This window comes from Streptomyces sp. NPDC059897 (assembly GCF_042730865.1).
Taxonomy (GTDB): domain Bacteria; phylum Actinomycetota; class Actinomycetes; order Streptomycetales; family Streptomycetaceae; genus Streptomyces.
This window is the reverse complement of the sequence record NZ_JBHWKQ010000018.1, coordinates 71,532-95,158: the sequence shown is the minus strand read 5'-3', so window position 1 is coordinate 95,158 and position 23,627 is coordinate 71,532. Positions and strand designations below refer to the sequence as shown.

General features: G+C 71.5%; 21 protein-coding genes. 4 read left to right on the top strand and 17 right to left on the bottom strand.

Translation table 11 applies throughout. The features are described from left to right. Positions 1–100 precede the first annotated feature (100 nt). A complete protein-coding gene (gene fmt, locus ACFV9W_RS21280; RefSeq protein WP_385763098.1) occupies positions 101–1,030 on the bottom strand; it encodes a methionyl-tRNA formyltransferase in 930 nt (309 codons plus the stop codon). A 281-nt stretch (positions 1,031–1,311) separates the two neighbouring features. Here fmt and ACFV9W_RS21275 point away from each other — a divergent pair, with 281 nt between their 5' ends. The 3 genes from ACFV9W_RS21275 to ACFV9W_RS21265 all read left to right on the top strand — a co-directional run bounded on the left by ACFV9W_RS21275 (position 1,312) and on the right by ACFV9W_RS21265 (position 2,919). After that, on the top strand, positions 1,312–1,881 hold the full coding sequence (locus ACFV9W_RS21275) for a hypothetical protein (protein ID WP_385763096.1): 570 nt from the start codon (positions 1,312–1,314) through the stop codon (positions 1,879–1,881). A gap of 97 nt (positions 1,882–1,978) precedes the next feature. Beyond that, entirely contained in the window at positions 1,979–2,386 is a 408-nt protein-coding gene (locus tag ACFV9W_RS21270; RefSeq protein WP_385763094.1) for a hypothetical protein, read from the top strand. A gap of 56 nt (positions 2,387–2,442) precedes the next feature. Then, entirely contained in the window at positions 2,443–2,919 is a 477-nt protein-coding gene (locus ACFV9W_RS21265) for a hypothetical protein (protein ID WP_385763192.1), read from the top strand. 101 nt (positions 2,920–3,020) lie between these two features. Here the strand turns inward: ACFV9W_RS21265 and ACFV9W_RS21260 are convergent, their stop codons facing one another. The 14 genes from ACFV9W_RS21260 to pyrR form a co-directional block, all read right to left on the bottom strand. After that, positions 3,021–5,162: a primosomal protein N' gene (locus ACFV9W_RS21260; protein WP_385763092.1), complete on the bottom strand. Its 2,142-nt coding sequence runs from the start codon at positions 5,160–5,162 to the stop codon at positions 3,021–3,023. A gap of 121 nt (positions 5,163–5,283) precedes the next feature. Then, positions 5,284–6,492 (bottom strand): methionine adenosyltransferase, encoded by a 1,209-nt coding sequence (metK, locus tag ACFV9W_RS21255; RefSeq protein WP_385763090.1) that lies wholly within the window; start codon positions 6,490–6,492, stop codon positions 5,284–5,286. A gap of 291 nt (positions 6,493–6,783) precedes the next feature. Further along, positions 6,784–8,004, bottom strand: coding sequence for a bifunctional phosphopantothenoylcysteine decarboxylase/phosphopantothenate--cysteine ligase CoaBC (coaBC, locus tag ACFV9W_RS21250; protein ID WP_385763089.1), 1,221 nt, complete (start codon positions 8,002–8,004; stop codon positions 6,784–6,786). 108 nt (positions 8,005–8,112) lie between these two features. Then, the gene (rpoZ, locus tag ACFV9W_RS21245) at positions 8,113–8,385 is read right to left on the bottom strand and encodes a DNA-directed RNA polymerase subunit omega (RefSeq protein WP_385763087.1); all 273 of its coding nucleotides are present in this window, start codon (positions 8,383–8,385) and stop codon (positions 8,113–8,115) included. A 35-nt stretch (positions 8,386–8,420) separates the two neighbouring features. Next, on the bottom strand, positions 8,421–8,978 hold the full coding sequence (gene gmk, locus ACFV9W_RS21240) for a guanylate kinase (protein ID WP_385763085.1): 558 nt from the start codon (positions 8,976–8,978) through the stop codon (positions 8,421–8,423). Between the two features lie 72 nt (positions 8,979–9,050). Then, on the bottom strand, positions 9,051–9,374 hold the full coding sequence (locus ACFV9W_RS21235) for an integration host factor (protein WP_026246651.1): 324 nt from the start codon (positions 9,372–9,374) through the stop codon (positions 9,051–9,053). A gap of 265 nt (positions 9,375–9,639) precedes the next feature. Continuing rightward, a complete protein-coding gene (gene pyrF / locus ACFV9W_RS21230) occupies positions 9,640–10,488 on the bottom strand; it encodes an orotidine-5'-phosphate decarboxylase (RefSeq protein ID WP_385763083.1) in 849 nt (282 codons plus the stop codon). Beyond that, positions 10,485–11,588: a quinone-dependent dihydroorotate dehydrogenase gene (locus ACFV9W_RS21225; protein ID WP_385763081.1), complete on the bottom strand. Its 1,104-nt coding sequence runs from the start codon at positions 11,586–11,588 to the stop codon at positions 10,485–10,487. Before ACFV9W_RS21225 ends, pyrF begins: the two co-directional genes overlap by 4 nt. A 92-nt stretch (positions 11,589–11,680) precedes the next feature. Beyond that, positions 11,681–14,989: a carbamoyl-phosphate synthase large subunit gene (carB, locus tag ACFV9W_RS21220; RefSeq protein WP_385763079.1), complete on the bottom strand. Its 3,309-nt coding sequence runs from the start codon at positions 14,987–14,989 to the stop codon at positions 11,681–11,683. Beyond that, a complete protein-coding gene (gene carA / locus ACFV9W_RS21215) occupies positions 14,982–16,124 on the bottom strand; it encodes a glutamine-hydrolyzing carbamoyl-phosphate synthase small subunit (protein WP_385763077.1) in 1,143 nt (380 codons plus the stop codon). The genes carB and carA overlap by 8 nt, the downstream gene beginning before the upstream one ends. Next, entirely contained in the window at positions 16,121–16,693 is a 573-nt protein-coding gene (locus tag ACFV9W_RS21210; protein WP_385763190.1) for a hypothetical protein, read from the bottom strand. Before ACFV9W_RS21210 ends, carA begins: the two co-directional genes overlap by 4 nt. A 5-nt stretch (positions 16,694–16,698) precedes the next feature. Beyond that, complete coding sequence (locus ACFV9W_RS21205) at positions 16,699–17,988, bottom strand: dihydroorotase (RefSeq protein ID WP_385763075.1); 1,290 nt, start codon at positions 17,986–17,988, stop codon at positions 16,699–16,701. Positions 17,989–17,990: 2 nt separating this feature from the next. Beyond that, positions 17,991–18,971, bottom strand: coding sequence for an aspartate carbamoyltransferase catalytic subunit (locus tag ACFV9W_RS21200; protein ID WP_385763073.1), 981 nt, complete (start codon positions 18,969–18,971; stop codon positions 17,991–17,993). A gap of 102 nt (positions 18,972–19,073) precedes the next feature. Next, on the bottom strand, positions 19,074–19,646 hold the full coding sequence (pyrR, locus tag ACFV9W_RS21195) for a bifunctional pyr operon transcriptional regulator/uracil phosphoribosyltransferase PyrR (RefSeq protein WP_266721807.1): 573 nt from the start codon (positions 19,644–19,646) through the stop codon (positions 19,074–19,076). A 244-nt stretch (positions 19,647–19,890) separates the two neighbouring features. Here pyrR and bldD point away from each other — a divergent pair, with 244 nt between their 5' ends. Then, complete coding sequence (bldD, locus tag ACFV9W_RS21190) at positions 19,891–20,391, top strand: transcriptional regulator BldD (protein WP_266721805.1); 501 nt, start codon at positions 19,891–19,893, stop codon at positions 20,389–20,391. Between the two features lie 230 nt (positions 20,392–20,621). Here the strand turns inward: bldD and ACFV9W_RS21185 are convergent, their stop codons facing one another. Together ACFV9W_RS21185 and ACFV9W_RS21180 are read right to left on the bottom strand one after the other, a co-directional pair. Next, the gene (locus ACFV9W_RS21185) at positions 20,622–22,064 is read right to left on the bottom strand and encodes an aminotransferase class V-fold PLP-dependent enzyme (RefSeq protein WP_385763070.1); all 1,443 of its coding nucleotides are present in this window, start codon (positions 22,062–22,064) and stop codon (positions 20,622–20,624) included. Beyond that, positions 22,061–23,545 (bottom strand): MFS transporter, encoded by a 1,485-nt coding sequence (locus ACFV9W_RS21180; protein ID WP_385763068.1) that lies wholly within the window; start codon positions 23,543–23,545, stop codon positions 22,061–22,063. The genes ACFV9W_RS21185 and ACFV9W_RS21180 overlap by 4 nt, the downstream gene beginning before the upstream one ends. Between the last annotated feature and the right edge of the window lie 82 nt (positions 23,546–23,627).

Genomic DNA, 23,627 nt, shown 5'->3' with positions numbered 1-23,627 from the left:
CGCTACGCACGGGTCGTACGCCGGGATGAACCCTCCCAGGGTACGTCCCGGCGCCGACAGCGGTCCTCGTGGGCCCGTCGGTCCAAGGCGTGCGGGCCCGTCAGCCCAGGGTCTCCCCCTCGGCGATCCGGGTGCCGCGCGCCCAGTCCGCCGCGGCCATCGGCTTCTTGCCCTGCGCCTGCACCCAGAGCAGCTCGACGGCGTGCGAACCGGTGCCCACGTAGAGGTTCTTCTTGCCCGCGCCGATCTCGCCGGGCGCCAGGTCCGTGCGGTCGGGCGCGAGGACGGCCGTGCGCACCTTGAGCCGCTCGCCGCGGAACTCGGTCCAGGCACCCGGCGCGGGCGTGCAGCCGCGCACGACCCGGTCGACCCGGAGGGCGGGGGCGTTCCAGTCGATCCGGGCGTCGTCCACGGTGATCTTCGGCGCGAGCGTGACGCCGTCGGCGGGCTGCGGCACGGCCTGCACCGTGCCGTCCTCGATCCCGTCCATCGTCGCGGAGAGCAGCCCGGCGCCCGCGAACGCGAGGCGGGTGAGCAGGTCGCCGCTGGTGTCGGTGGCACGGACCGCCTCGGTCACCGTCCCGTACACGGGCCCGGAGTCGAGCCCCTCCTCGATGAGGAACGTGGACGCACCGGTGATCTCGTCGCCCGCCATCACCGCGTGCTGCACGGGCGCGGCGCCCCGCCACGCGGGCAGCAGCGAGAAGTGCAGGTTGACCCAGCCGTGGGCGGGCACGTCGAGCGCGACCTTCGGGAGCAGCGCCCCGTACGCGACGACCGGGCAGCAGTCCGGGGCGATCTCGCGCAGCCGCGCCAGGAACTCCTCGTCGCGCGGCTTGGCCGGCTTGAGCACCTCGATGCCGGCCTCCTCCGCCCGCTGGGCGACCGGGCTCGCGACCAGGCGACGGCCGCGCCCCGCCGGGGCGTCGGGCCGGGTGACGACCGCGGCGACCTCGTGCCGGTCGGAGGCGATCAGGGCGTCCAGGGCGGGAACGGCGACCTCGGGGGTGCCTGCGAAGACGAGCTTCATCGGTGGCGTACAGCCTCTCGGGGCAGGGTCACGGGCAGCGCACCAGTCTATGGGCGCCGTCCGGCGGGCGCGTACGGGGCGCACGCCGTGACGTGCGCCCCTCGCATATGCGGATACGCCCGAACAGCGTGACCCGACACCGGATGGCGCGTTGGTCAAGAAAGAGTTGACCAGTCATGGGCCGCATTCAGTCATCCGTCATCGCTCACTCGTCTTCGTCGGTGTCGCCTGACGCGAGCGTGGCCCGATCCTTTTTCATCGCCGGTTCGAGAGGCTTGTTCATGGCCGACCACGCAACCCACGACGCCCAGGCACGGGCCAGCCTGCATCTTCTTGTGCGGGACATCGAGCGGGTCCGCCGTCAGGTGGACGCACTGCGCACCCTCACCGCACAGCTGGGCAACGTCTACCGCCCGCGCCGCTCCGGCCCCTCCGCGGGGTTCGTCGTCTACGGGAGGGCGCCCGCCCCCACCGTCCGTCTCGCCCAGGAACTGCGCGACAGCGTCGAGACGTTGGTCACCGCAGCCGTGGACTTCGACCGTTCACTGGGGTTCTCGTGGGACGCGGTGGGCTCCGCGCTCGGCGTCACCAAGCAGGCGGTGCACCGCCGGTACGGGGCCCGCAGGGCGGTCACCCAGGCGGCGGCCGAGGCCGAGCGCGGGGCGGAGGCCCCGGCGTCTCCGACGTCCGCCGTGCCGTCCCCGGCCGGGGCCCCGCGTCCCACGGTGCCGATGGGAGCGGGCCCGTTGGTGCCCGCCGCCCGCGCGCTGCCCACCCAGCCGACGGCGGTCACGACGGGCCTGCGCGACGACTCGCGGCCCAGCGCCTTCCCCGGCCCGCGGCACGGCTGAGCCCGCCACGGCTGAGCCACCGCGTCACATACCTCTGCCTCCCCGTGCGCGACCTGGCGCACGGGGAGGCAGAAGTGTGTGGCATAGGGTGTCCGACATGAGGCGATGGGTACCGCGTTCGGCCGCGACGTCGGTCGTGCTGCGCGGAACCCTCGCGCTCCTTGTGGCCTTCGTCGGGGTGCTGTGCGTGTTCTCGCGCGCCATGGACCAGCAGCCGGTGACCGTCGAACGGGCATCGGTCACGCAGATCGAGGCGCGGTCGGGCGAGCGAGCCGCGGCGCAGCCCGAGGCGTCGGCCGCGTCCATGACGCCGTGCGGCAAGGTCAAGGCCGTCGCCGAGTCCGGCCCCTCCCGCGCCCAGAGCGAGGCGCACGCGCCCGCCCTGGCCGGCGCCGCCCTGGCGCCCGACGTCACACCGCGGTTCGCCCCGGACGCCGTCCACGCCCGTGCCTGCGGACCGGAGCCGCCCCCACCGCCCGCCACCCACTCCGTCCTGCGGATCTAGGCCGACCCGTGTGGTCCTGCCTTCCCTCTTCCCGCAGTTGAACGGAGTCCTTCCTCATACGCTCTTCCCGGCGCTCTGTCAGCCGGGCGGGCCGGTCGCTGCTCGCGTGGCGGGCCCGGCAGTGGTGGGTCGCGGGCGCCGGTGCGCTCGTCACCGCCGCCGTCGTCGGCATCCCCACGGATGTCGTGCCCAACCCGCTGTTCAGCCGTTCCGTCCCCGTCCAGTGGTGGAACTATCCGGCCCTCGCCCTGACCTCGGTCCTCGCCGGACTCGTCCTCGGTACGTACGTCTCGGCGCCCCGCACTGAGCGGATGAGCCGCTTCGGCGCGGCGGGCGCGGTGCTGTCGTTCTTCGCGGTGGGCTGCCCGGTCTGCAACAAGCTGGTGCTGCTGCTGATCGGCACGTCCGGCGCGCTCAGTTACTGGGCCCCGTTGCAGCCGCTGCTCGCGGTCGTCTCCGTCGCGCTCCTCGCGGAGGCCGCGCTGCGCCGCCTGAGCAACGCGACGGTCTGCGCCCCGGCCGGTCGCGCGTGACGCACGGCGCCCGCCGCTGACGGCTCCCTCCTGACGCCTGCTCCACCTTCCTTCGCCGCGAACGGCGGCGCCGGGCCCGGCCCCGGCGCCGCCCCGCACGGTCACCCGATATCCAGCGGATCCACCCGCACCCGAACCGGCTCCCCCGCCCCCCGGGCCATCCGCGCCGCCTGCGCCTGCTTCAGGGCGCGTGCCAGCACCGCCCCGCTCCCCGGCGGCACCCGCACCAGCACCCGCTCCCACTGCTCCCCGGCCGGCGGCCCCCCACCCCGCCGCGCCCCACCCGGTATCGCCTCCGGCACCGGAACCGGCCCCAACACCTCCGCGTCTCCCGGCAGTTCCACCGCCGCCATGAACCCGGCGACCGCCTCCGCCGTCCCCGTGACCGCCGCCATCCGCGACACCGGCGGAAACCCGAGCTCCGCCCGGTCCGCGAGCTCCCGCACCGCATGCCCCACGGGATCCCACCGCACCAGCGCCTGCACGGGCCGCAACGTCGGCTCGGCGACCACGACCACCGCGCCCCCCACCTCCTGCGGCCGCACCAACGCGGACGCCGCGATCCACCGCCGCAGCGCCTCCTCCCCCGCCCGCAGATCGGCCCGCCCCAGCATCGCCCAACCATCGAGCAGCAGCGCCGCCGCGTACCCGCCCTCGGCGACCGGCTCGGCCCCCGGCGTGCTCACGACGAGCGCGGGCGTCCCCGGCACCGTGTCGAGCACCTGCTCGCGCCCCGACGTCCGCACCGGAACGGTGGAGAACGCCCGCCCCAACTCCTCGGCGGTGCGCCGCGCCCCGACGACCTGCGCCCGCAACCGGGTCCCCCCGCACTCGGCGCACTGCCAGCCCCCTTCCTCGCGGCCGCACCACCCGCACGCGAGCACCCCGGTGGCCTCCCGCGCCTCCAAGGGCCCCGCGCACTGCCGGCACCGGGCGGGCTCACGGCACCGCTGGCACGCGAGCCGCGGCACGTACCCCCGCCTCGGCACCTGCACCAGCACCGGGCCCTCGCGCAGCGCGGTCCGCGCCACCTCCCAGGCGAGGCTCGGCAGCCGGGCGGCCCGCGCCGCCTCGTCGCGCGCCACATCGCGGTCCCCCACGGTGCGTACGAGCGGGGCGACCCGCCGTACGACGTCCCGCGGCGCGCTCACGGCAGCGGCCCACCCGCTCCGCACCAGCTGGGCCGCCTCGACGGTGCAGCTCCAACTCCCCAGCAGGAACGCGCACTTGTCCCGCGTGGCCCGCAGCTCCAGAACCTCCCGCACGTGCGGGAACGGGGCATGGTCGTCGCTGTGATGCTGGTCCCCGTCCTCCCAGACCACCACAAGGCCGAGATCACGCACCGGGGCGAACATGGCCGCCCGGGTCCCGACGACAGCCCGCACCGCCCCGCGCCGCACGGCAAGCCACTCGGAATACCGCCGCTGCTGACCGGCATCGGCGGTCAGCAACGCATGCTGTCCCTCCCCCAACTGCTCGCGCAGCGCGGCATCGACGCGCGCCGCGAGCCGCACGGTCGGGACGACGACCAGAGCCCCGCGCCCGGAGGCCAGCGTCGCCCGCACGGCCCGCGCGATCTCGTCGGCCCACTCGGGCCCCGGCAGCGCCGTCCACACCGCCCGCGGCGCGCCCCCCGCCGCCAGCGACCCCACGAAATCGGCGCCCCGCTCGTACCGCGCCCAGGACCCCGCGTCCGGGGCCCCCGGCGGCGCGGGCGGAGCGGGAAACTCCCGGGCCTCGGCCTTCGCATGACGCGGCGGGATCGCGAGCTGCAGCACATCGGCGAGGCTCCCCGCGTACCGGTCGGCGACCGCCCGCGTCAGCCCCAGCAGCTCCGCGTCGAGCACCGGCTCCGGCGACACGACCTGCGCGAGCGCGGCCAGTGGGCCCTGGTACTCGGCCTCGGCGACCCGCTCGACGAGAAACCCGTCGATCAGCCCGCCGCCTTCGCGCCGCCCGTCCCGCACGTTCCGGTTCCCCGCCCCGAAGCGCACCCGTACCCGCACACCCGGCTGCGCGGCGGCGTCCAGCTCCTTCGGCACCGCGTACTCGAAGTACCGGTCGAGATGCAGCACCCCCTTGTCCACGAGCACCCGCGCCACCGGCAGCTCGTCCGCCAAGGGCGCCCCCCGCCACGTACGCGGCTTCGCCTTCGGCACCTTGGCAGCCCGCACGCTCTCCCGGATCAACGCAAGCTGCTCCGGCTCCCCGCCCTCGTCGCCCCTGTCGTTCTCGCTGCTCACACGTGCATTCCTACCAGAGCGCACTGACACCGGGCCCGCCCCGAAGCGGCCCGGACACGCCGAAGGGCCCGGCTCTCCCCGAGGAGAACAGGGCCCTTCGGGCCGATCAAAGACTCAAGGCCTACAGGCCCGCCGCCTTGCGCAGCGCGTCCACGCGGTCGGTCTTCTCCCACGTGAAGTCGGGCAGCGCGCGCCCGAAGTGGCCGTACGCGGCCGTCTGGGAGTAGATCGGGCGGAGCAGGTCGAGGTCGCGGATGATCGCGGCCGGGCGGAGGTCGAAGACCTCCGAGATGGCCTGCTCGATCTTGTCCGTGTCGATCGTCGCCGTACCGAAGGTCTCGACGAAGAGACCGACCGGCTCGGCCTTGCCGATCGCGTACGCGACCTGGACCTCGCAGCGCGCGGCGAGACCCGCGGCCACGACGTTCTTCGCGACCCAGCGCATCGCGTACGCGGCCGAGCGGTCGACCTTGGACGGGTCCTTGCCGGAGAAGGCGCCGCCACCGTGGCGGGCGTAGCCGCCGTAGGTGTCGATGATGATCTTGCGGCCGGTCAGGCCGGCGTCGCCCATCGGGCCGCCGATCTCGAAGCGGCCGGTCGGGTTGACCAGCAGGCGGTAGCTCTCGGTCTCCAGCTTGATGCCGTCGTCGAGCAGCGCCTTCAGCTCCGGCTCCACCACGAACTCGCGGATGTCGGGGGCGAGCAGGGAGTCCAGGTCGATGTCGCTCGCGTGCTGCGAGGAGACCACGACCGTGTCCAGGCGGACCGCCTTGTCGCCGTCGTACTCGATGGTGACCTGGGTCTTGCCGTCGGGGCGCAGGTAGGGGATCGTCCCGTTCTTGCGCACCTCGGACAGGCGGCGCGACAGGCGGTGCGCGAGGTGGATCGGGAGCGGCATGAGCTCCGGCGTCTCGTCGCACGCGTAGCCGAACATCAGGCCCTGGTCGCCCGCGCCCTGCTTGTCGAGCTCGTCCTCGTCGCCCTCGACGCGCTTCTCGTACGCCGTGTCGACGCCCTGCGCGATGTCGGGCGACTGCGAACCGATGGAGACCGAGACGCCGCAGGACGCGCCGTCGAAGCCCTTCTTCGACGAGTCGTAGCCGATCTCGAGGATCTTGTCGCGCACGAGCTGCGCGATCGGCGCGTACGCCTTCGTGGTCACCTCGCCGGCGACGTGCACGAGGCCAGTGGTGATCAGCGTCTCGACGGCGACGCGGGACGTGGGGTCCTCGCGCAGCAGCGCGTCGAGAATGGTGTCGCTGATCTGGTCAGCGATCTTGTCGGGGTGACCCTCGGTCACGGACTCCGAGGTGAACAGGCGACGGGACACAACGCTCCCTGTGGTTGCAGCGGCTGCTGGCTGATCATTTGACGGTTGGTGCGGGGGGCTGCGCCCGGCACCGTCCTGGAACAGTTTATCGGTCGTACTCGCCCGCCGGTCCACGTGTCTCGCCCAATGGGAGTGCTGTGACCTGCGACACCGCATTCTGCGATACGACGATCGGTCTTCGGAAGGGTACTGCTCGCCCGAAAATGGCGTGTTTTCCGGGTTTCCCTGCGCCAAACGCGCCGGATGTGAATTTCACGTACCGGTGAGGTTCCGCGCGTGTTCGACCAAGGTTCAGCCCGACGCCAGGGGCGTGAGCCGCCGCGCCGTCTCGTCCCAGATGCGGTCGGCGAGCGCTTCCTTCGGGCCGTACGGGACCGGCGTCTCGTGCCCGTCGGCGCCCAGGATCACGGCCTCGTTCTCCTCGGAGCCGAAGGTCTTGCGCTCCCCCACCTCGTTGACGACGAGCAGGTCACAGCCCTTGCGGGCGAGCTTCGCGCGGCCGTTGGCGAGGACGTCGTCGGTCTCCGCGGCGAAGCCGACGACGACCTGTCCCGGGCGGGCCCGGTCGGCGGACAGCTCGGCGAGGATGTCCGGGTTGCGGACGAGGACGATCGGCGCGGGCTCCTCGCCGTCCTTCTTCTTGATCTTCCCGGTGGCGTACGCCTCGGGGCGGAAGTCGGCGACGGCCGCGGCCATGACGACAGCGTCGGCGTCGGCGGCCGCCTTGAGGGCCGCCTCGCGCAGTTGAACGGCCGTTCCTACGTGGACGACGTCGACGCCCGCCGGGTCCGGCAGGTCCGCGTTCGCGGAGAGCAGTGTGACGCGGGCGCCGCGCGCCGCCGCCGTGCGGGCGAGCGCGTAGCCCTGCTTCCCGGAGGAGCGGTTGCCGAGGAAGCGGACCGGGTCGAGGGGCTCGCGGGTGCCGCCGGCGCTGACGACCACGTGGCGCCCGGCGAGGTCCTGCGAGGCGTCGCCGCGGGCAAGGACCCGGCGCGCGTACTCGAAGATCTCGGTGGGGTCCGGGAAGCGGCCCTTGCCGGTGTCGACGCCGGTGAGGCGGCCGACGGCGGGCTCGATGACGAGGGCGCCGCGGCGGCGCAGCGTGGCGACGTTCTCCTGGGTGGCCGGGTGCTCCCACATCTCGGTGTGCATCGCGGGGGCGAAGACGACCGGACATCGGGCGGTGAGGAGCGTGTTCGTGAGGAGGTCGTCGGCGAGGCCGTTGGCCGCCTTGGCGAGCATGTCGGCGGTGGCCGGCGCGACGATCACCAGGTCGGCGTGCTGGCCGATGCGCACGTGCGGCACCTCGTGGACCGCGTCCCAGACCTCGGTCGACACCGGGTTGCCGGAGAGCGCCGACCAGGTCGCGGCGCCGACGAAGTGCAGCGCCGATTCGGTCGGCACGACGCGCACGTCGTGGCCGGACTCCGTCAGCCGACGCAGCAGTTCGCACGCCTTGTAGGCGGCAATTCCACCGCTGACCCCCAGTACGACCTTCGGCTTCGACGACACCGGCTCTCCCCTGATTCGGAAACGTACGACGGAAAAACGTACGCCTCCATGACACACCACAGGCCCGACAGCTGCGCTGCCGGGCCTGAAGTACCGAGACTAGGAGCCTTACTGAACCGGGCCCTCGATGGCCTCGGAGGTCAGCAGACCCGCGTTGATCTCACGAAGGGCGATCGAGAGGGGCTTCTCGTGGACGTGCGTGTCCACCAGCGGGCCGACGTACTCGAGCAGGCCCTCACCGAGCTGCGAGTAGTACGCGTTGATCTGGCGCGCGCGCTTGGCGGCGTAGATGACCAGGCTGTACTTCGAGTCGGTGGCCTCGAGGAGCTCATCAATCGGCGGGTTGATGATGCCCTCGGGCGCGGTGATGGTAGAGGACACTCTCTGCCTTCCGATGGGGTAAAGACTGCTAAAGATCAAAGAACTTTCATCAAGGCTAGCAGCTCGGCGGCCACGCCCTCGACGGAGGTGTTGACAAGCGTGGTGTCGAACTCCGACTCGGCGGCGAGTTCCACCTTGGCGGCCCCGAGACGGCGCTCGATGACCTCCGGCGCCTCCGTACCGCGCCCGGTGAGCCGGCGGACCAGCTCCTCCCAGCTCGGCGGGGCCAGGAAGACCAGCTGCGCCTCGGGCATCGACTCCCGGACCAGGCGGGCACCCTGGAGGTCGATCTCGAGCAGCACCGGCTCCCCCGCCTCAAGGCGGTCGAGCACGGCTCGGCGCGGGGTGCCGTAGCGGTTCCCCGCGAACTCGGCCCACTCGAGGAGCTCACCGTTGGCGATCAGCTTGTCCATTTCCTCGTCGGTGACGAAGAAGTACTGGACACCGTGCTGCTCGCCGGGGCGCGGCTTGCGGGTCGTGGCCGACACCGAGAGCCAGACCTCGGGGTGTTCCTTGCGCATATGGGCGACAACCGTGCTCTTGCCGACCCCCGAGGGGCCGGAGAGCACGGTCAGCCGCGGACGTTCACTCATGCAGCGATTATTCCAGTTGTTCCGGAGTGCCCGGACCAGCCCCGGGAATCAGCCCGGGGCGGCCTCGGCCACTCAGGCGCCGGTGCTGCCGAACTCGCGCTCCAGGGAGGCGATCTGGTTGGAACCGAGACCGCGCACCCGGCGGGATTCGGAGATCCCGAGCCGCTCCATGATCTGCTTGGCGCGGACCTTGCCCACGCCCGGCAGGGACTCGAGGAGGGCGGAGACCTTCATCTTGCCGATGACGTCGTTCTCCTGGCCCTGCTTGATGACCTCGTGGAGGGAGGCGCCGGAGTGCTTGAGTCGATTCTTGACCTCGGCCCGCTCCCGGCGAGCCGCGGCGGCCTTTTCGAGCGCGGCTGCGCGCTGTTCAGGGGTAAGGGGCGGAAGAGCCACGCCTACGTCACCTCGGATGTCGAACTGTCGGATACGGACCGGTGAGGAACCTAGTCGCCCCACACCTGGGGAGCAACGAACAACCCGCTGGCGTGCAGTTGACCGTTGACTCTCGACGGAGACTAGCGGGCATGGCCGCCAGAGTCAGCGAGAACAGACGAAAAGTCCTGGTCAGCCTCTGTCGAGCCGTACATTCTGGACAAATCGACCGCTAAACAGGACAGGATTCGGACGCAAAACCCAAGGTCGGCACGGAGTGCCACCCTTAAACCTCCCGCGAAACCGCTTCCCTGACCTCGTCCGCGAACCGCACGGAGGCGTCCCGCAGGGCCGAAACCGAGGGCCCCGCCTTCAGGACGCCACGGCTCACGTTCGGTACGACATTGCGCACGGCCGCGCCGAACACCGACGGAAGATCGGCGGCGGTGGCACCCTGCGCCCCGATGCCGGGCGCGAGGAGCGGCCCGTTGATGTCCAGCTCGTACGAGGACAGGTCGCCGAGCGTCGCGCCGACGACCGCGCCGAAGGAGCCCATGGGCGTCTCCCCCGCGTTCTCCTCGGCGAGGTGGCCGAGCATCGTCGCGCCCACGTTGCGGCCGTCCGCGCGCACCGCGTGCTGGACCTCGCCGCCCTCGGGGTTCGAGGTGAGCGCGAGGACGAAGAGGCCTGCCCCGGACTCGCGGGCCAGGTCGACGGCCGGCTTCAGGGACCCGTAGCCGAGGTACGGCGAGACCGTCAGGGCGTCCGAGAACAGCGGGGAGTCCTTGCGCAGGTACGTCTCCGCGTAGGCGGTCATCGTGGAGCCGATGTCGCCGCGCTTGGCGTCCATGACGACGAGGGTCCCGGCCTCCCGCAGGTCCGCGACGGCCTGCTCCAGGACGGCGATGCCGCGCGAGCCGAACCGCTCGAAGAACGCCATCTGCGGCTTGACCACGGCGACGGTGTCGGCCATGGCCTCGACGCACGCGCGCGTGAAGGACTCCAGGCCCGCGATGTCGTCGCTGAGGCCCCAGGAGGAGAGCAGGGCGGCGTGCGGGTCGATGCCGACGCAGAGCGGGCCGCGCTCGTCCATGACGCGGCGCAGGCGGGCGCCGAAGGGTTCCATCGAGGTCATGCGGCGGCCTTCTTCACATCGGCGCCGATCGCGTCGGCGAGCGTGGCGTACGGGGAGTCGTTCAGGCGGGCGGCGAGGCCCTTGTGGATCGCGCGGGCGTAGCAAGGGCCTTCGTAGATGAAGGCCGAGTAGCCCTGGATGAGGGTGGCACCGGCGAGGATGCGCTGCCAGGCGTCCTCGGCGTTCTCGATGCCGCCGACGCCCACGAGGGTGATCCGGTCGCCCACGCGCGCGTAGAGGCGCCTCAGGACCTCCAGGGAGCGCTCCTTGAGGGGCGCGCCGGACAGGCCGCCGGTCTCGTTCACGACGTCGCCCTTGGTGGCGAGGCCCTCACGGGAGATCGTCGTGTTGGTCGCGATGATGCCGTCGAGGCCGAGCTCCACGGCCAGGTCGGCGACCGCGTCGACGTCCTCGTCCGCGAGGTCGGGCGCGATCTTCACGAGGAGCGGGACGCGACGGGACTTCACGGTGCGGTCGGCGGCCTCGCGGACGGCGCTCAGGAGCGGTCGCAGCGACTCGGTGGCCTGGAGGTTGCGCAGGCCCGGCGTGTTCGGCGAGGAGACGTTCACGACGAGGTAGTCGGCGAACGCGGCGAGCCGCTCGGTCGACTTCACGTAGTCGGCCGCGGCGTCGGCCTCCGGCACGACCTTGGTCTTGCCGATGTTCACGCCGACCGTGGTCTTGAAGACGGGGTTGCGGGACGCCAGGCGGGCCGCGACGGCGAGCGAGCCCTCGTTGTTGAAGCCCATGCGGTTGATGAGCGCGCGGTCCTGCACGAGGCGGAAGAGGCGCTTCTTGGGGTTGCCGGGCTGCGCCTCGCCGGTGACGGTGCCGATCTCGACGTGGTCGAAGCCGAGCATCGACATGCCGTCGATCGCGACGGCGTTCTTGTCGAAGCCGGCGGCGAGGCCGAAGGGCCCGTGCATACGAAGGCCCAGGGCTTGCGTACGCAGCTCCTTGTAGCGCGGCGCGAAGTACGCGGCTACGAAGGTGCGCAGAACAGGTGTGCGGGCCGCGAGGCGGATCCAGCGGAAGGCCAGGTAGTGGGCCTTCTCGGGGTCCATGCGCTTGAAGACGAGGTTGAAGAACAGCTTGTACATGGTGGAAGTCCTATAGGTTCCTCACGAGGCGGTGGCCTCATGAAGAGGGGGACACCGGTGTGGTGTCCCCCTCTTGGGCTGCTACTGGATCCTTAGTCGCGGGCCGCGGTCAGGTGCTCCGCGTGCTCCTGCAGGGAGCGCACGCCCACGTCGCCGTGGCCCAGCGCCTCGATGCCCTGGACGGCCGCGGCGAGCGCCTGGACCGTGGTCAGGCACGGCACGGAGCGGGAGACCGCCGCCGTACGGATGTCGTAGCCGTCGAGGCGGCCACCGGTGCCGTACGGGGTGTTGACGATCAGGTCGACGTCGCCGTCGTGGATCAGCTGGACGATCGTCTTCTCGCCGTTCGGGCCCTCGCCCTCGGACTGCTTGCGCACGACCGTGGCGTTGATGCCGTTGCGCTTGAGGACCTCGGCGGTGCCGGAGGTGGCGAGCAGCTCGAAGCCGTGGGCGACCAGCTCGCGCGCCGGGAAGATCATCGAGCGCTTGTCGCGGTTGGCCACCGAGATGAACGCCCGGCCCTTCGTCGGCAGCGGACCGTAGGCCCCCGCCTGCGACTTGGCGTACGCCGTGCCGAAGACGGAGTCGATGCCCATGACCTCGCCGGTGGAGCGCATCTCCGGGCCGAGGACCGTGTCGACGCCGCGGCCGTGGATGTCGCGGAAGCGCGACCACGGCATGACGGCCTCCTTGACGGAGATCGGCGCGTCCATCGGCAGCGTGCCGCCGTCGCCGGTCTTCGGGAGCAGACCCTCGGCGCGCAGCTCGGCGACGGTGGCGCCCAGCGAGATGCGGGCGGCGGCCTTCGCGAGCGGCACCGCGGTCGCCTTCGAGGTGAAGGGGACCGTGCGCGAGGCGCGCGGGTTGGCCTCCAGGACATAGAGGATGTCCCCGGAGAGCGCGAACTGGATGTTGATCAGGCCGCGCACGCCGACGCCCTTGGCGATGCCCTCGGTCGAGGCGCGCAGTCGCTTGATGTCGTGGCCGCCGAGCGTGATCGGGGGCAGGGCGCACGCCGAGTCGCCGGAGTGGATACCGGCCTCCTCGATGTGCTCCATGACGCCGCCGAGGTAGAGCTCCTCGCCGTCGTAGAGCGCGTCGACGTCGATCTCGATGGCGTCGTCGAGGAAGCGGTCGACGAGGACCGGCCGCGAGGGGCTGATCTCCGTCGACTCCTCGATGTACGAGGAGAGGCGCTCCTCGTCGTAGACGATCTCCATGCCGCGGCCGCCGAGCACGTACGACGGGCGGACGAGGACCGGGTAGCCGATCTCGTCGGCGATCGTCTTCGCCTCCGCGAACGTCGTTGCGGTGCCGTGCTTCGGGGCCGGCAGTCCAGCCTCGGCGAGCACGCGGCCGAAGGCGCCGCGGTCCTCGGCGGCGTCGATCGCCTCCGGCGGGGTGCCGACGATCGGGACGCCGTTGTCCTTGAGCGCCTGCGCGAGGCCCAGCGGGGTCTGGCCGCCGAGCTGCACGATGACGCCCGCGATCGGGCCCGCGAGGGACTCCGCGTGGACGATCTCCAGGACGTCCTCGAGGGTCAGCGGCTCGAAGTAGAGGCGGTCGGACGTGTCGTAGTCCGTGGAGACCGTCTCCGGGTTGCAGTTGACCATCACGGTCTCGTAGCCGGCGTCGCTGAGCGCGAAGGAGGCGTGGACGCAGGAGTAGTCGAACTCGATGCCCTGGCCGATGCGGTTCGGGCCGGAGCCGAGGATGATCACGGCGGGCTTCTCGCGCGGCGCGACCTCGGACTCCTCGTCGTACGAGGAGTAGAAGTACGGCGTCTTGGCGGCGAACTCGGCGGCGCAGGTGTCGACCGTCTTGTAGACCGGGCGGACGCCGAGGGCGTGCCTGACCTCGCGGACGACGTCCTGGCGCAGGCCGCGGATCTCCGCGATCTGGCGGTCGGAGAAGCCGTGCCGCTTGGCCTCGGCGATCAGGTCCTTCGTCAGCTCGGGGGCCGCGGCGAGCTCGTCGGCGACCTCCTTGATGAGGAAGAGCTGGTCGACGAACCACGGGTCGATCTTCGTGTAGTCGAAGATCTCCTGCGGCGTGGCGCCGGCGCGGATCGCCTCCATGACGGTGTTGATGCGGCCGTCGGTCGGCCGCACGGCCTCTTCGAGGAGGGCGGTCTTGTCGCCGGTCTCGCCGACGAAGGAGAACTGCGAGCCCGCCTTCTCCAGCGAGCGCAGCGCCTTCTGGAACGCTTCGGTGAAGTTGCGGCCGATGGCCATGGCCTCGCCGACCGACTTCATGGTCGTGGTCAGCGTGGAGTCGGCGCTCGGGAACTTCTCGAAGGCGAAGCGCGGGGCCTTCACGACCACGTAGTCGAGCGTCGGCTCGAAGGACGCGGGGGTCTTCTCGGTGATGTCGTTCGGGATCTCGTCCAGCGTGTAGCCGACGGCCAGCTTGGCGGCGATCTTCGCGATCGGGAAGCCGGTGGCCTTGGAGGCGAGCGCGGAGGACCGGGAGACGCGCGGGTTCATCTCGATGACGATGACGCGGCCGTCGTCCGGGTTGATCGCGAACTGGATGTTGCAGCCGCCGGTGTCGACGCCGACCTCGCGGATGATCGCGATGCCGATGTCGCGCAGGCGCTGGTACTCGCGGTCGGTGAGGGTCATCGACGGGGCGACGGTGATCGAGTCACCGGTGTGCACGCCCATCGGGTCGAAGTTCTCGATGGAGCAGACGACCACGACGTTGTCGTTCTTGTCGCGCATCAGCTCCAGCTCGTACTCCTTCCAGCCGAGGATGGACTCCTCCAGGAGCACCTCGGTGGTCGGGGAGAGCGTGAGGCCCTGACCGGCGATGCGGCGCAGCTCCTCCTCGTCGTGCGCGAAGCCGGAACCGGCGCCGCCCATGGTGAAGGAGGGGCGGACGACGACGGGGTAGCCGCCGAGCTCCTCGACGCCCTTCATGACGTCGTCCATGGAGTGGCAGATGTACGAGCGGGCGGACTCGCCGTGCCCGATCTTCCGCTTGACCTCCTCGACGACCTCCTTGAAGAGGTCGCGGTCCTCGCCCTTGTTGATCGCCTCGACGTTGGCGCCGATCAGCTCGACGCCGTACTTCTCGAGGACGCCCTGGTCGTGCATCGAGATCGCGGTGTTGAGCGCGGTCTGGCCACCGAGGGTGGGCAGGAGCGCGTCAGGGCGCTCCTTGGCGATGATCTTCTCGACGAACTCGGGGGTGATCGGCTCGACGTACGTGGCGTCGGCGATCTCCGGGTCGGTCATGATCGTCGCCGGGTTGGAGTTGACGAGGATGACCCGCAGGCCCTCCTTCTTCAGCACCCGGCAGGCCTGGGTGCCGGAGTAGTCGAACTCCGCGGCCTGGCCGATGACGATCGGGCCCGAGCCGATGACGAGTACGGACTTCAGGTCGTTGCGCTTAGGCACGGGCGGACTCCATCAGAGACACGAAGCGGTCGAACAGGTACGCGGCGTCGTGCGGGCCGGCCGCCGCTTCGGGGTGGTACTGGACGGAGAAGCCCGGCTGGTCGAGCAGCTGGAGCCCCTCCACGACGTCGTCGTTGAGGCAGACGTGGGAGACCTCGGCGCGGCCGAACTTGGTGTCGCTCACCTTGTCCAGCGGCGCGTCCACGGCGAAGCCGTGGTTGTGGGCGGTGACCTCGACCTTGCCGGTGGTGCGGTCCTGCACCGGCTGGTTGATGCCGCGGTGGCCGTACTTCAGCTTGAAGGTGCCGAAGCCCAGGGCGCGGCCGAGGATCTGGTTGCCGAAGCAGATGCCGAACAGCGGCGTCCTGCGCTCCAGGACGGCGGTCATCAGCGCGACCGGGCCCTCGGCGGTGGCCGGGTCGCCCGGGCCGTTGGAGAAGAACACGCCGTCGGGATTCACGGCGTACACGTCCTCAGGAGTCGCGGTCGCCGGCAGGACGTGCACCTCGATGCCGCGCTCGGCCATCCGGTGCGGGGTCATGCCCTTGATGCCGAGGTCGATGGCGGCGACGGTGAACTTCTTCTCACCGATGGCCTCGACGACGTAGGCCTCCTTGGTGGCGACCTCCTCGTAGAGGGAGGCGCCCTTCATCTGGGGCTGCGCCTGGACCTTCGCGACGAGCTCGGCGTCGGCCGGGAGCGTCTCGCCGGAGAAGATGCCGGAGCGCATGGAGCCGCTCTCGCGCAGGTGGCGGGTGAGGGCGCGGGTGTCGATGCCGGAGATGCCGACGATGTTCTGCGCGACCAGCTCGTCGTCCAGGCTGCGCTTGGCGCGCCAGTTGGACGCCACGCGCGCGGGGTCGCGCACCACGTAGCCGGAGACCCAGATGCGCTTCGACTCGTCGTCCTCGTCGTTCCAGCCCGTGTTGCCGATCTGCGGGGCGGTCGCGACCACGATCTGGCGGTCGTACGACGGGTCGGTGAGGGTCTCCTGGTAGCCGGTCATGCCGGTGGAGAACACGGCCTCGCCGAAGGTCTCCCCCACGGCCCCGTAGGCGCGGCCGCGGAACACCCGGCCGTCCTCCAGGACGAGTACGGCGGGAGTCTTGGCGGCTCCCCTGGTGGAGGTGGTCATCGTGCGGTGCCTTCCGTCGTGATCTTCGTGTCGATCATGTTGTTGATTGCGGTGACCCAGTCCGCCTGCTCGGCGGCGTGGTCGGCGCGGAAGCCGGAGTCGATCAGCTTGTCGCCGTGCGCCCAGGTGACGATGAGCAGGCCGCCCTCGGTGAGGACCTTGCCCGCGATGCCCTTGTCGAGCCGGGCCTCGCGCAGCGCGGCCGCCGGGACGAAGAAGTCGCTCGCGCCGGGGCGTACGACGTTCAGGCCCTCGTCGGTCAGGCTCAGCTCGACGCGGCTGCGGGTGCCGAGGCCGTGCGCCACGATGCGGTCGAGCCACTGCCCGGCGCTGGTGGAGCCGTGGTACCGGCCGCTCAGCTCCAGTTTCACCGGGCCCTGCCCGGAAGGCGCGCTGGGCAGCTCCGGCAGGTCGCCCTGCAGGGTGCCGCGCCACTTCCAGCCCTGGCGCATCAGCCAGTAGACGAGCGCGATGAAGAGCAGCAGACCGACGATCCAGCCGATCCGGTTCGGCCAGTCGGTGACCTCCGCCGACTTCTGTTCGGCGGCGAGGACGGCGAGTGGTTGCAGAGGTGTCACGCGAGCTTCCCGTCGGCGAGGGTGGCCTTGCCCCGCAGCCAGGTGTGGGTGACGCGCCCCGGCAGCTCACGGCCCTCGTAGGGGGTGTTGCGGCTGCGGGAGGCGAAGCCCGCGGGGTCCACGTCACCACGGTAGTCGGCGTCGACGAGAACGAGGTTCGCGGGCTCACTTGCCGAGACGGGACGTCCATGGCCGTGCGCCTGTCCGATCTCTGCGGGCTTCACGGACATCCGGTCGGCGACTCCGGCCCAGCTCAGCAGGCCCGTCTCCACCATGGTCTGCTGCACGACGCTGAGCGCGGTCTCCAGCCCCACCATGCCCATGGCGGCGGCGGCCCACTCGCAGTCCTTGTCCTCGTGAGGGTGCGGGGCGTGGTCGGTGGCGACGATGTCGATCGTGCCGTCGGCCAGCGCCTCGCGCAGCGCCATGACGTCCTTCTCGGTGCGCAGCGGCGGGTTCACCTTGTAGACCGGGTTGTACGAGCGCACCATCTCGTCGGTGAGGAGCAGGTGGTGCGGGGTGACCTCGGCGGTGACGTCGATGCCGCGGGACTTGGCCCAGCGGATGATCTCGACGGACCCGGCGGTCGACAGGTGGCAGATGTGCACGCGGGAGCCGACGTGCTCGGCGAGCAGCACGTCGCGGGCGATGATCGACTCCTCGGCGACGGCGGGCCAGCCGCCGAGGCCGAGCTCGGCGGAGACGGTGCCCTCGTTCATCTGGGCGCCCTCGGTGAGGCGGGGCTCCTGGGCGTGCTGCGCTACGACGCCGCCGAAGGCCTTCACGTACTCCAGGGCGCGGCGCATGATCACGGCGTCGTGCACGCACTTGCCGTCGTCGGAGAAGACGGTGACGCCGGCGGCGGACTCGTGCATGGCGCCGAGTTCGGCGAGCTTGACGCCCTCCAGGCCGACGGTGACGGCGCCGATGGGCTGCACGTCGCAGTAGCCGTGCTCCTGGCCGAGCCGGTAGACCTGCTCGACGACTCCGGCGGTGTCGGCGACGGGGAACGTGTTGGCCATGGCGAACACGTTCGTGTAGCCACCGGAGGCGGCGGCGCGGGTGCCGGTGAGGACGGTCTCGGAGTCCTCGCGGCCGGGCTCACGCAGGTGGGTGTGCAGGTCGACGAGGCCCGGCAGGAGGACCTTGCCCTCGGCCTCGACGACGGTCTCGACGCCGTCGGCAGACAGTCCGGTGCCGACCTCGGCGATCACACCGCCGTCGATGAGCACGTCCTGCGGCTCGCCGCCGAGCACCTTCGCACCACGGATAAGGGTCTTGCTCATGATTACTTCGTCTCCTCGGTACGAGAGTGGCTGACGGCGGGCTCGTTGCCGCCGAGCAGCAGGTACAGAACGGCCATCCGCGTGTGCACGCCGTTGGCGACCTGCTCGATGACCGTGCAGCGGTCGGAGTCGGCGACCTCGGCGGTGATCTCCATGCCGCGGACCATCGGGCCGGGGTGCATCACGATGGCGTGCTCCGGCATCCGCGCCATGCGGTCGCCGTCGAGCCCGTAGCGGCGCGAGTACTCGCGCTCGGTCGGGAAGAACGCGGCGTTCATCCGCTCGCGCTGGACGCGCAGCATCATCACGGCGTCGGACTTGGTGAGCGTGGAGTCGAGGTCGTAACTGACCTCGCAGGGCCAGTTCTCGACGCCGACGGGCACCAGGGTGGGCGGCGCGACGACGGTGACCTCGGCGCCGAGCGTGTGCAGCAGGTCGACGTTCGAGCGGGCGACGCGGCTGTGCAGCACGTCGCCGACGATCGTGACGCGCTTGCCGTCGAGGCCCTTGCCGATGCCGGCGTCGGGTCCTACGAGGCGGCGGCGCATGGTGAACGCGTCGAGCAGCGCCTGCGTGGGGTGCTGGTGGGTGCCGTCACCGGCGTTGATGACGGGCGCGTCGATCCAGCCGGACGTGGCGAGCCGGTACGGGGCGCCGGACGCGCCGTGCCGGATCACGACGGCGTCGACGCCCATGGCTTCGAGGGTCTGCGCGGTGTCCTTGAGGGACTCGCCCTTCGAGACGCTCGACCCCTTGGCGGCGAAGTTGATGACGTCCGCGGACAGCCGCTTTTCGGCGGCCTCGAACGAGATCCGGGTCCGCGTCGAGTCCTCGAAGAACAGGTTGCAGATGGTCCGGCCGCGCAGCGCGGGCAGCTTCTTGATGGGCCGGTCGGCGACGCGGGCCATCTCCTCGGCGGTGTCGAGGATGAGCACGGCGTCGTCGCGGGAGAGGTCGGCGGCCGAGATGAGGTGTCGCATCATCTGGGGTGCTCCGTAAGGCAGTTCAGGAGATTCAGGACATACGGGCGCGCGAGGGCACACCTGTCGGGCCGTACGCGCGCACGCGCACGGCGGGAAGGGGTGCTACTGCTCGGCCGCCTGGGCGTCCGGCTTGGCACCGAGCAGCACGGCGTCGCGGCCGTCCTCCTCGGCGAGCTGGACCTTGACCGTCTCCCGCAGCGACGTGGGGAGGTTCTTGCCGACGTAGTCGGCACGGATGGGGAGTTCGCGGTGGCCGCGGTCGACGAGGACGGCGAGCTGCACGGCACGCGGGCGCCCGATGTCGTTCAGCGCGTCGAGGGCGGCGCGGATGGTGCGGCCGGAGAAGAGCACGTCGTCGACGAGGACGACGAGGCGGCCGTCGATGCCGTCACCGGGGATCTCGGTGCGGGCGAGCGCGCGCGGCGGGTGCATGCGCAGGTCGTCGCGGTACATCGTGATGTCGAGCGAGCCGACGGGGATGGCGCGGCCGGTGATCTCTTCGAGCTTCTCGGCGAGCCGGCGGGCGAGGAAGACGCCTCGCGTGGGGATGCCCAGGAGAACCACGTCCTCGGCGCCCTTGGCGCGCTCGACGATCTCGTGGGCGATACGGGTCAGTACCCGCGCGATGTCAGGGCCTTCGAGAACCGGCCGGGCATCGGACTGCTGCGTGTCCATACGAAACGGACCCCCTTCTCCGCCTCACGGGACGGACCTTAAAGGACGTCGGATTTTGCGGTGTCAACACTACCAGCCCCCGGAACATCACTGATCACCCGCCTGGAGGTGCGGAACGGCGGAATTCACGAGAAGGTCGGTACGGACCATTCGGCTTGACGCGGCCAAGTAACGCTGCGTAACCTCACAGTGAGTTACAGCCACGCGGCGCAGCCGCTTAGTGATGCAGTGTCCGGGGAGCTATATGTCCAGCGAATACGCCAAACAGCTCGGGGCGAAGCTCCGCGCGATCCGTACCCAGCAGGGCCTTTCCCTCCACGGTGTCGAGGAGAAGTCCCAGGGACGCTGGAAGGCGGTCGTGGTGGGGTCGTACGAGCGCGGCGACCGTGCCGTGACCGTGCAGCGTCTCGCCGAACTGGCGGACTTCTACGGCGTGCCGGTGCAGGAGCTGCTGCCGGGCACCACCCCGGGTGGCGCCGCCGAGCCGCCGCCGAAGCTGCGCCTCGACCTGGAGCGTCTGGCCCACGTGCCGCCGGAGAAGGCGGGCCCGCTGCAGCGTTACGCCGCCACGATCCAGTCGCAGCGCGGTGACTACAACGGCAAGGTGCTCTCGATCCGCCAGGACGACCTGCGCACCCTCGCCGTCATCTACGACCAGTCGCCCTCGGTCCTGACCGAGCAGCTGATCAGCTGGGGCGTGCTCGACGCGGACGCGCGCCGCGCGGTGGCGCACGACGACGTCTGATCCGGCCACACGCAGCAGAAACGTCACAGCCCTGAGGGGGCGGAGCGAATGGGCTCCGCCCCCTCAGGGGTTTCCGGGGCCGGGACACCGGGGCCCGCGCGCGGACCACCGGGTCCCGCGCCGCGGGGCTCCGCCCCGGACCCCGCTGCCTCTCGTCCGACGGCGGGGCTGAGATACCGGAGCCCTACCCTCACGTCCGGTACAAGGGCTGAAATGCCGGAGCCCTACCCTCACGTCCGGTACAGGCGCCCGATCACCTCGGGCAGCAGGCGGGCGCTCAGCCTCGGCGGCAGCGCCTGGAGGACCGCGAGCACGGGCGCCATCCGCTCCGGCAGCCGGCCGCCCTCCCCCACCCCGGCGAGCGCCAGCGCGAGCTCCACCTCCTCCGAGGTCAGCGCGTCCGGATCCAGCGTGGCCGCCGCCCGGGCGACCTCGGGATCCACCCGAACGGGCCCCAGTTCCCGAGCCCGTTCGACCGCCTTCTCCAGCTCCGCGAGCAGCAGCCGCGCGGTCTCCTCTTGCGCCACGGCCGCGGTCACTGTCAGATGCAGGGTTGCCGGTGACGCGCCGAACGCCGGCTGCGGCTGCAGATACCAGCCGCTCCCCCGCAGCTCGTCCGCCACCACGAAGACATCGACGTCCGGGTCGTCGGAGGCCACGGCGATCAGGGACGCCTCGGGCCGCGCGGCGAGCCGCAGACCGCCGATCGCCTCGACACCGTCGGCGAGCGCGCGGGTCGTGCGGTGTACGCGCGTCGACAGCACCGCGTAACCTTCGGCGCCGACGCGCTCCGTCACCGCCCAGGCCGCCGCGAGCGGCCCTGCCGACTTCGTGCCCTGGAGCGTGGAGTTGACCACGGGGTAGCCGGGCCAGGCGGCGTGCGCGAACCAGCCGTGGCGGCGCAGCCCCGCGTCCCGGAACAGCAGCAGCGAGGCCCCCTTCGCCGTGTACGCGTATTTGTGCAGGTCGACGGAGAGGGACGTGACGCCGGGGACGGTCAGGTCGAACTCCGGGATGCCCGGTACGTCCCGCTCCTGCCGCGCCGCGAGCCTCAGATGCCCGAGGTACCAGCCGCCGATGCACGCGTCGACGTGGCACAGCACCCCGCGCCGCTCGGCCTCCCGCGCCACCTCGGCGACCGGGTCGATGACCCCGTGGGCGTACGAGGGGGCGGAGACGACGACCAGGGCGGTGCGGTCGGTGATCGCCGCGGCCATGTCGGCGGGGCGCGCCTTGAAGCTGTCCGAGTCGACGGGGACGCTCACCACGCGCAGGCCGAACAGCTCTGCGGCCTTGTGGAAGGCGGCGTGCGCGGTCTCCGGCAGTACGAGTTCGGGCTCGGTCACCCCGCGTTCCTTGCGGGCGTGCTGACGTGCCGTCAGGACGGCGAGCAGGCAGCTCTCGGTGCCACCGCTGGTGAACGTGCCCGCGCTGCCGCCGAGCAGCGCGGTGGCCCGGCGCACCAGGTCGTTCTCCAGCTCCACGACGCTCGGGAACGCTGTCATGTCGAGCCCGTTGACCCCGGTGAAGGCGGCCTGCGCGGCGTTCGCCAGTTCGTCGAGGCCTTCGAGTCCCGAGTCGTAGACGTACGCCATCGTGCGGCCGCCGTGCACCGGCAGGTCGCCCGCGCGCAGTGCGGTCAGCCGGGCCAGGATCGGGTCGTCGGTCGTCATGCGGACTCCTCGTCTCGCTGAGTGGGCTCTCGGTGCTCGCCCGGCGCGAAGGACTCGTCGAAGTCGGCGCGCAGGCGCATCAGTTCGGACTCGGTGAGGCGGTACCTCGCCAGCAGCGGAAGGCTCAGCGCGAGCAGCAGGGCGGGCAGCGCGCCGAAGCCGACGACGATCGCGGTCAGCGCCGAGCCGGGCTGCGCGACGCGGTCGGTGGCATCGGACGAGACGAACCCGCCGACGGCGAGGACCAGGCCGAACAGCCCCGGCCCCAGCGCGAGGCCGAGCGTTTCCCCCGCGGTCCACAGGCCGGTGAGGACTCCGGCCCTGCGCCGCCCGCTGGTGTAGGCGTCGGCGGCGATCGCGTCGCCGAGCATCGCGAGCGGCAGCATCTGCACGCCCGCGTACCCGATGCCGGCCACGGCGACGGCCACGTAGACCGCCGTCGTCGGCAGTTCCCGGCCCGCGGCGGCGCCGAGTGCTCCCAGCAGGAAGCACACGGAGGCTCCGAGCGCCGCGTTCCGCTTGCCCGTTCGGCGGCCCACGGCCAGCCACAGGGGCATCGCGAGGAGCGAGGGCACGATGAGGCAGGCGAACAGCACGGTGGTGGCGCCCGGCCGGTCGAGGATGTACGTCGCGAAGTACTGGGTCCCGGCGAGCATCAGGCCGGACGCGGCGGCCTGCACGACGTACGCGCCGAACAGCCATCCGAAGGGTGCGTTGCCGCGGGCCGCGCGCAGTTGGGCGCGCAGGCTGGTCCCGCCCGTTGTACGTATGACGTCCATTGGGGCGGATGTGTCGTCGCGCGTTGTACGTATGACGTCCTGCGTCGTACGTATAACGCTCCGTGCCCCCGCCGTGGCGAGCACGGCGGCCAGCATCCCCACGGCGAGCAACCCGCCGATGACCACGCCCATCAGCCGGTAGCCGCCGGGGCTTCCCCGGTCGTCGCCGGTGGCGCCCGCGAGGATCGGGGCGACGGAGCCGGAAAGCAGGATGGCCACGGCGAGGAAGGCGACGCGCCAGGCCATGACGCGGGCCCGCTCGTCCGGGTCCCCCGTGAGCTCGGCGGGCAGCGCGACGTACGGCACCTGGAAGCAGGCGTACGCGGAGGCGCTGAGCAGGAACAGGACGGCGACGTACGCGGCGGCGGGCCCGCCTTCGAGGCCCGCGGGCGCCGCGAACATGCCCGCGAAGCAGACCGGCAGGGTGAGCGCGCCGAGCAGCATCCAGGAGCGGCGCGGGCCCAGGCGCGAGCGGGTGCTGCGGTCGGAGCGGCCGCCGACCCATGGGTTGAACAGCACGTCCCAGGCCTTGGGCAGGAAGACGAGGAGCCCGGCGAGGCCCGCGCCGACGCCGAGCACATCGGTCAGGTAGTAGAGCAGCAACAGGCCGGGGACCGTGCCGAAGGTGCCGGTGGCGAGGGAGCCGAGTCCGTAGCCGATGCGCACGCGCGCGGGGAGGGAGTCCGGTCCTGTCGGTGACATGACCAGAACCTAATGAAGATCCCCGGAAACGCACCAGGCCCGGAGCAGAACATTGTTCATGTTCTGCTCCGGGCCCGTGGAA

Coding starts and splice junctions, on each gene's coding strand:
- fmt (WP_385763098.1), bottom strand. CDS start 1,030: ATGAAGCTCGTCTTCGCAGGCACCCCCGAGGTCGCCGTTCCCGCCCTG.
- ACFV9W_RS21275 (WP_385763096.1), top strand. CDS start 1,312: ATGGCCGACCACGCAACCCACGACGCCCAGGCACGGGCCAGCCTGCAT.
- ACFV9W_RS21270 (WP_385763094.1), top strand. CDS start 1,979: ATGAGGCGATGGGTACCGCGTTCGGCCGCGACGTCGGTCGTGCTGCGC.
- gmk (WP_385763085.1), bottom strand. CDS start 8,978: ATGAGTGAACGTCCGCGGCTGACCGTGCTCTCCGGCCCCTCGGGGGTC.
- pyrF (WP_385763083.1), bottom strand. CDS start 10,488: ATGACCTCGATGGAACCCTTCGGCGCCCGCCTGCGCCGCGTCATGGAC.
- ACFV9W_RS21225 (WP_385763081.1), bottom strand. CDS start 11,588: ATGTACAAGCTGTTCTTCAACCTCGTCTTCAAGCGCATGGACCCCGAG.
- carA (WP_385763077.1), bottom strand. CDS start 16,124: ATGACCACCTCCACCAGGGGAGCCGCCAAGACTCCCGCCGTACTCGTC.
- ACFV9W_RS21205 (WP_385763075.1), bottom strand. CDS start 17,988: ATGAGCAAGACCCTTATCCGTGGTGCGAAGGTGCTCGGCGGCGAGCCG.
- ACFV9W_RS21200 (WP_385763073.1), bottom strand. CDS start 18,971: ATGATGCGACACCTCATCTCGGCCGCCGACCTCTCCCGCGACGACGCC.
- pyrR (WP_266721807.1), bottom strand. CDS start 19,646: ATGGACACGCAGCAGTCCGATGCCCGGCCGGTTCTCGAAGGCCCTGAC.
- bldD (WP_266721805.1), top strand. CDS start 19,891: ATGTCCAGCGAATACGCCAAACAGCTCGGGGCGAAGCTCCGCGCGATC.
- ACFV9W_RS21185 (WP_385763070.1), bottom strand. CDS start 22,064: ATGACGACCGACGACCCGATCCTGGCCCGGCTGACCGCACTGCGCGCG.
- ACFV9W_RS21180 (WP_385763068.1), bottom strand. CDS start 23,545: ATGTCACCGACAGGACCGGACTCCCTCCCCGCGCGCGTGCGCATCGGC.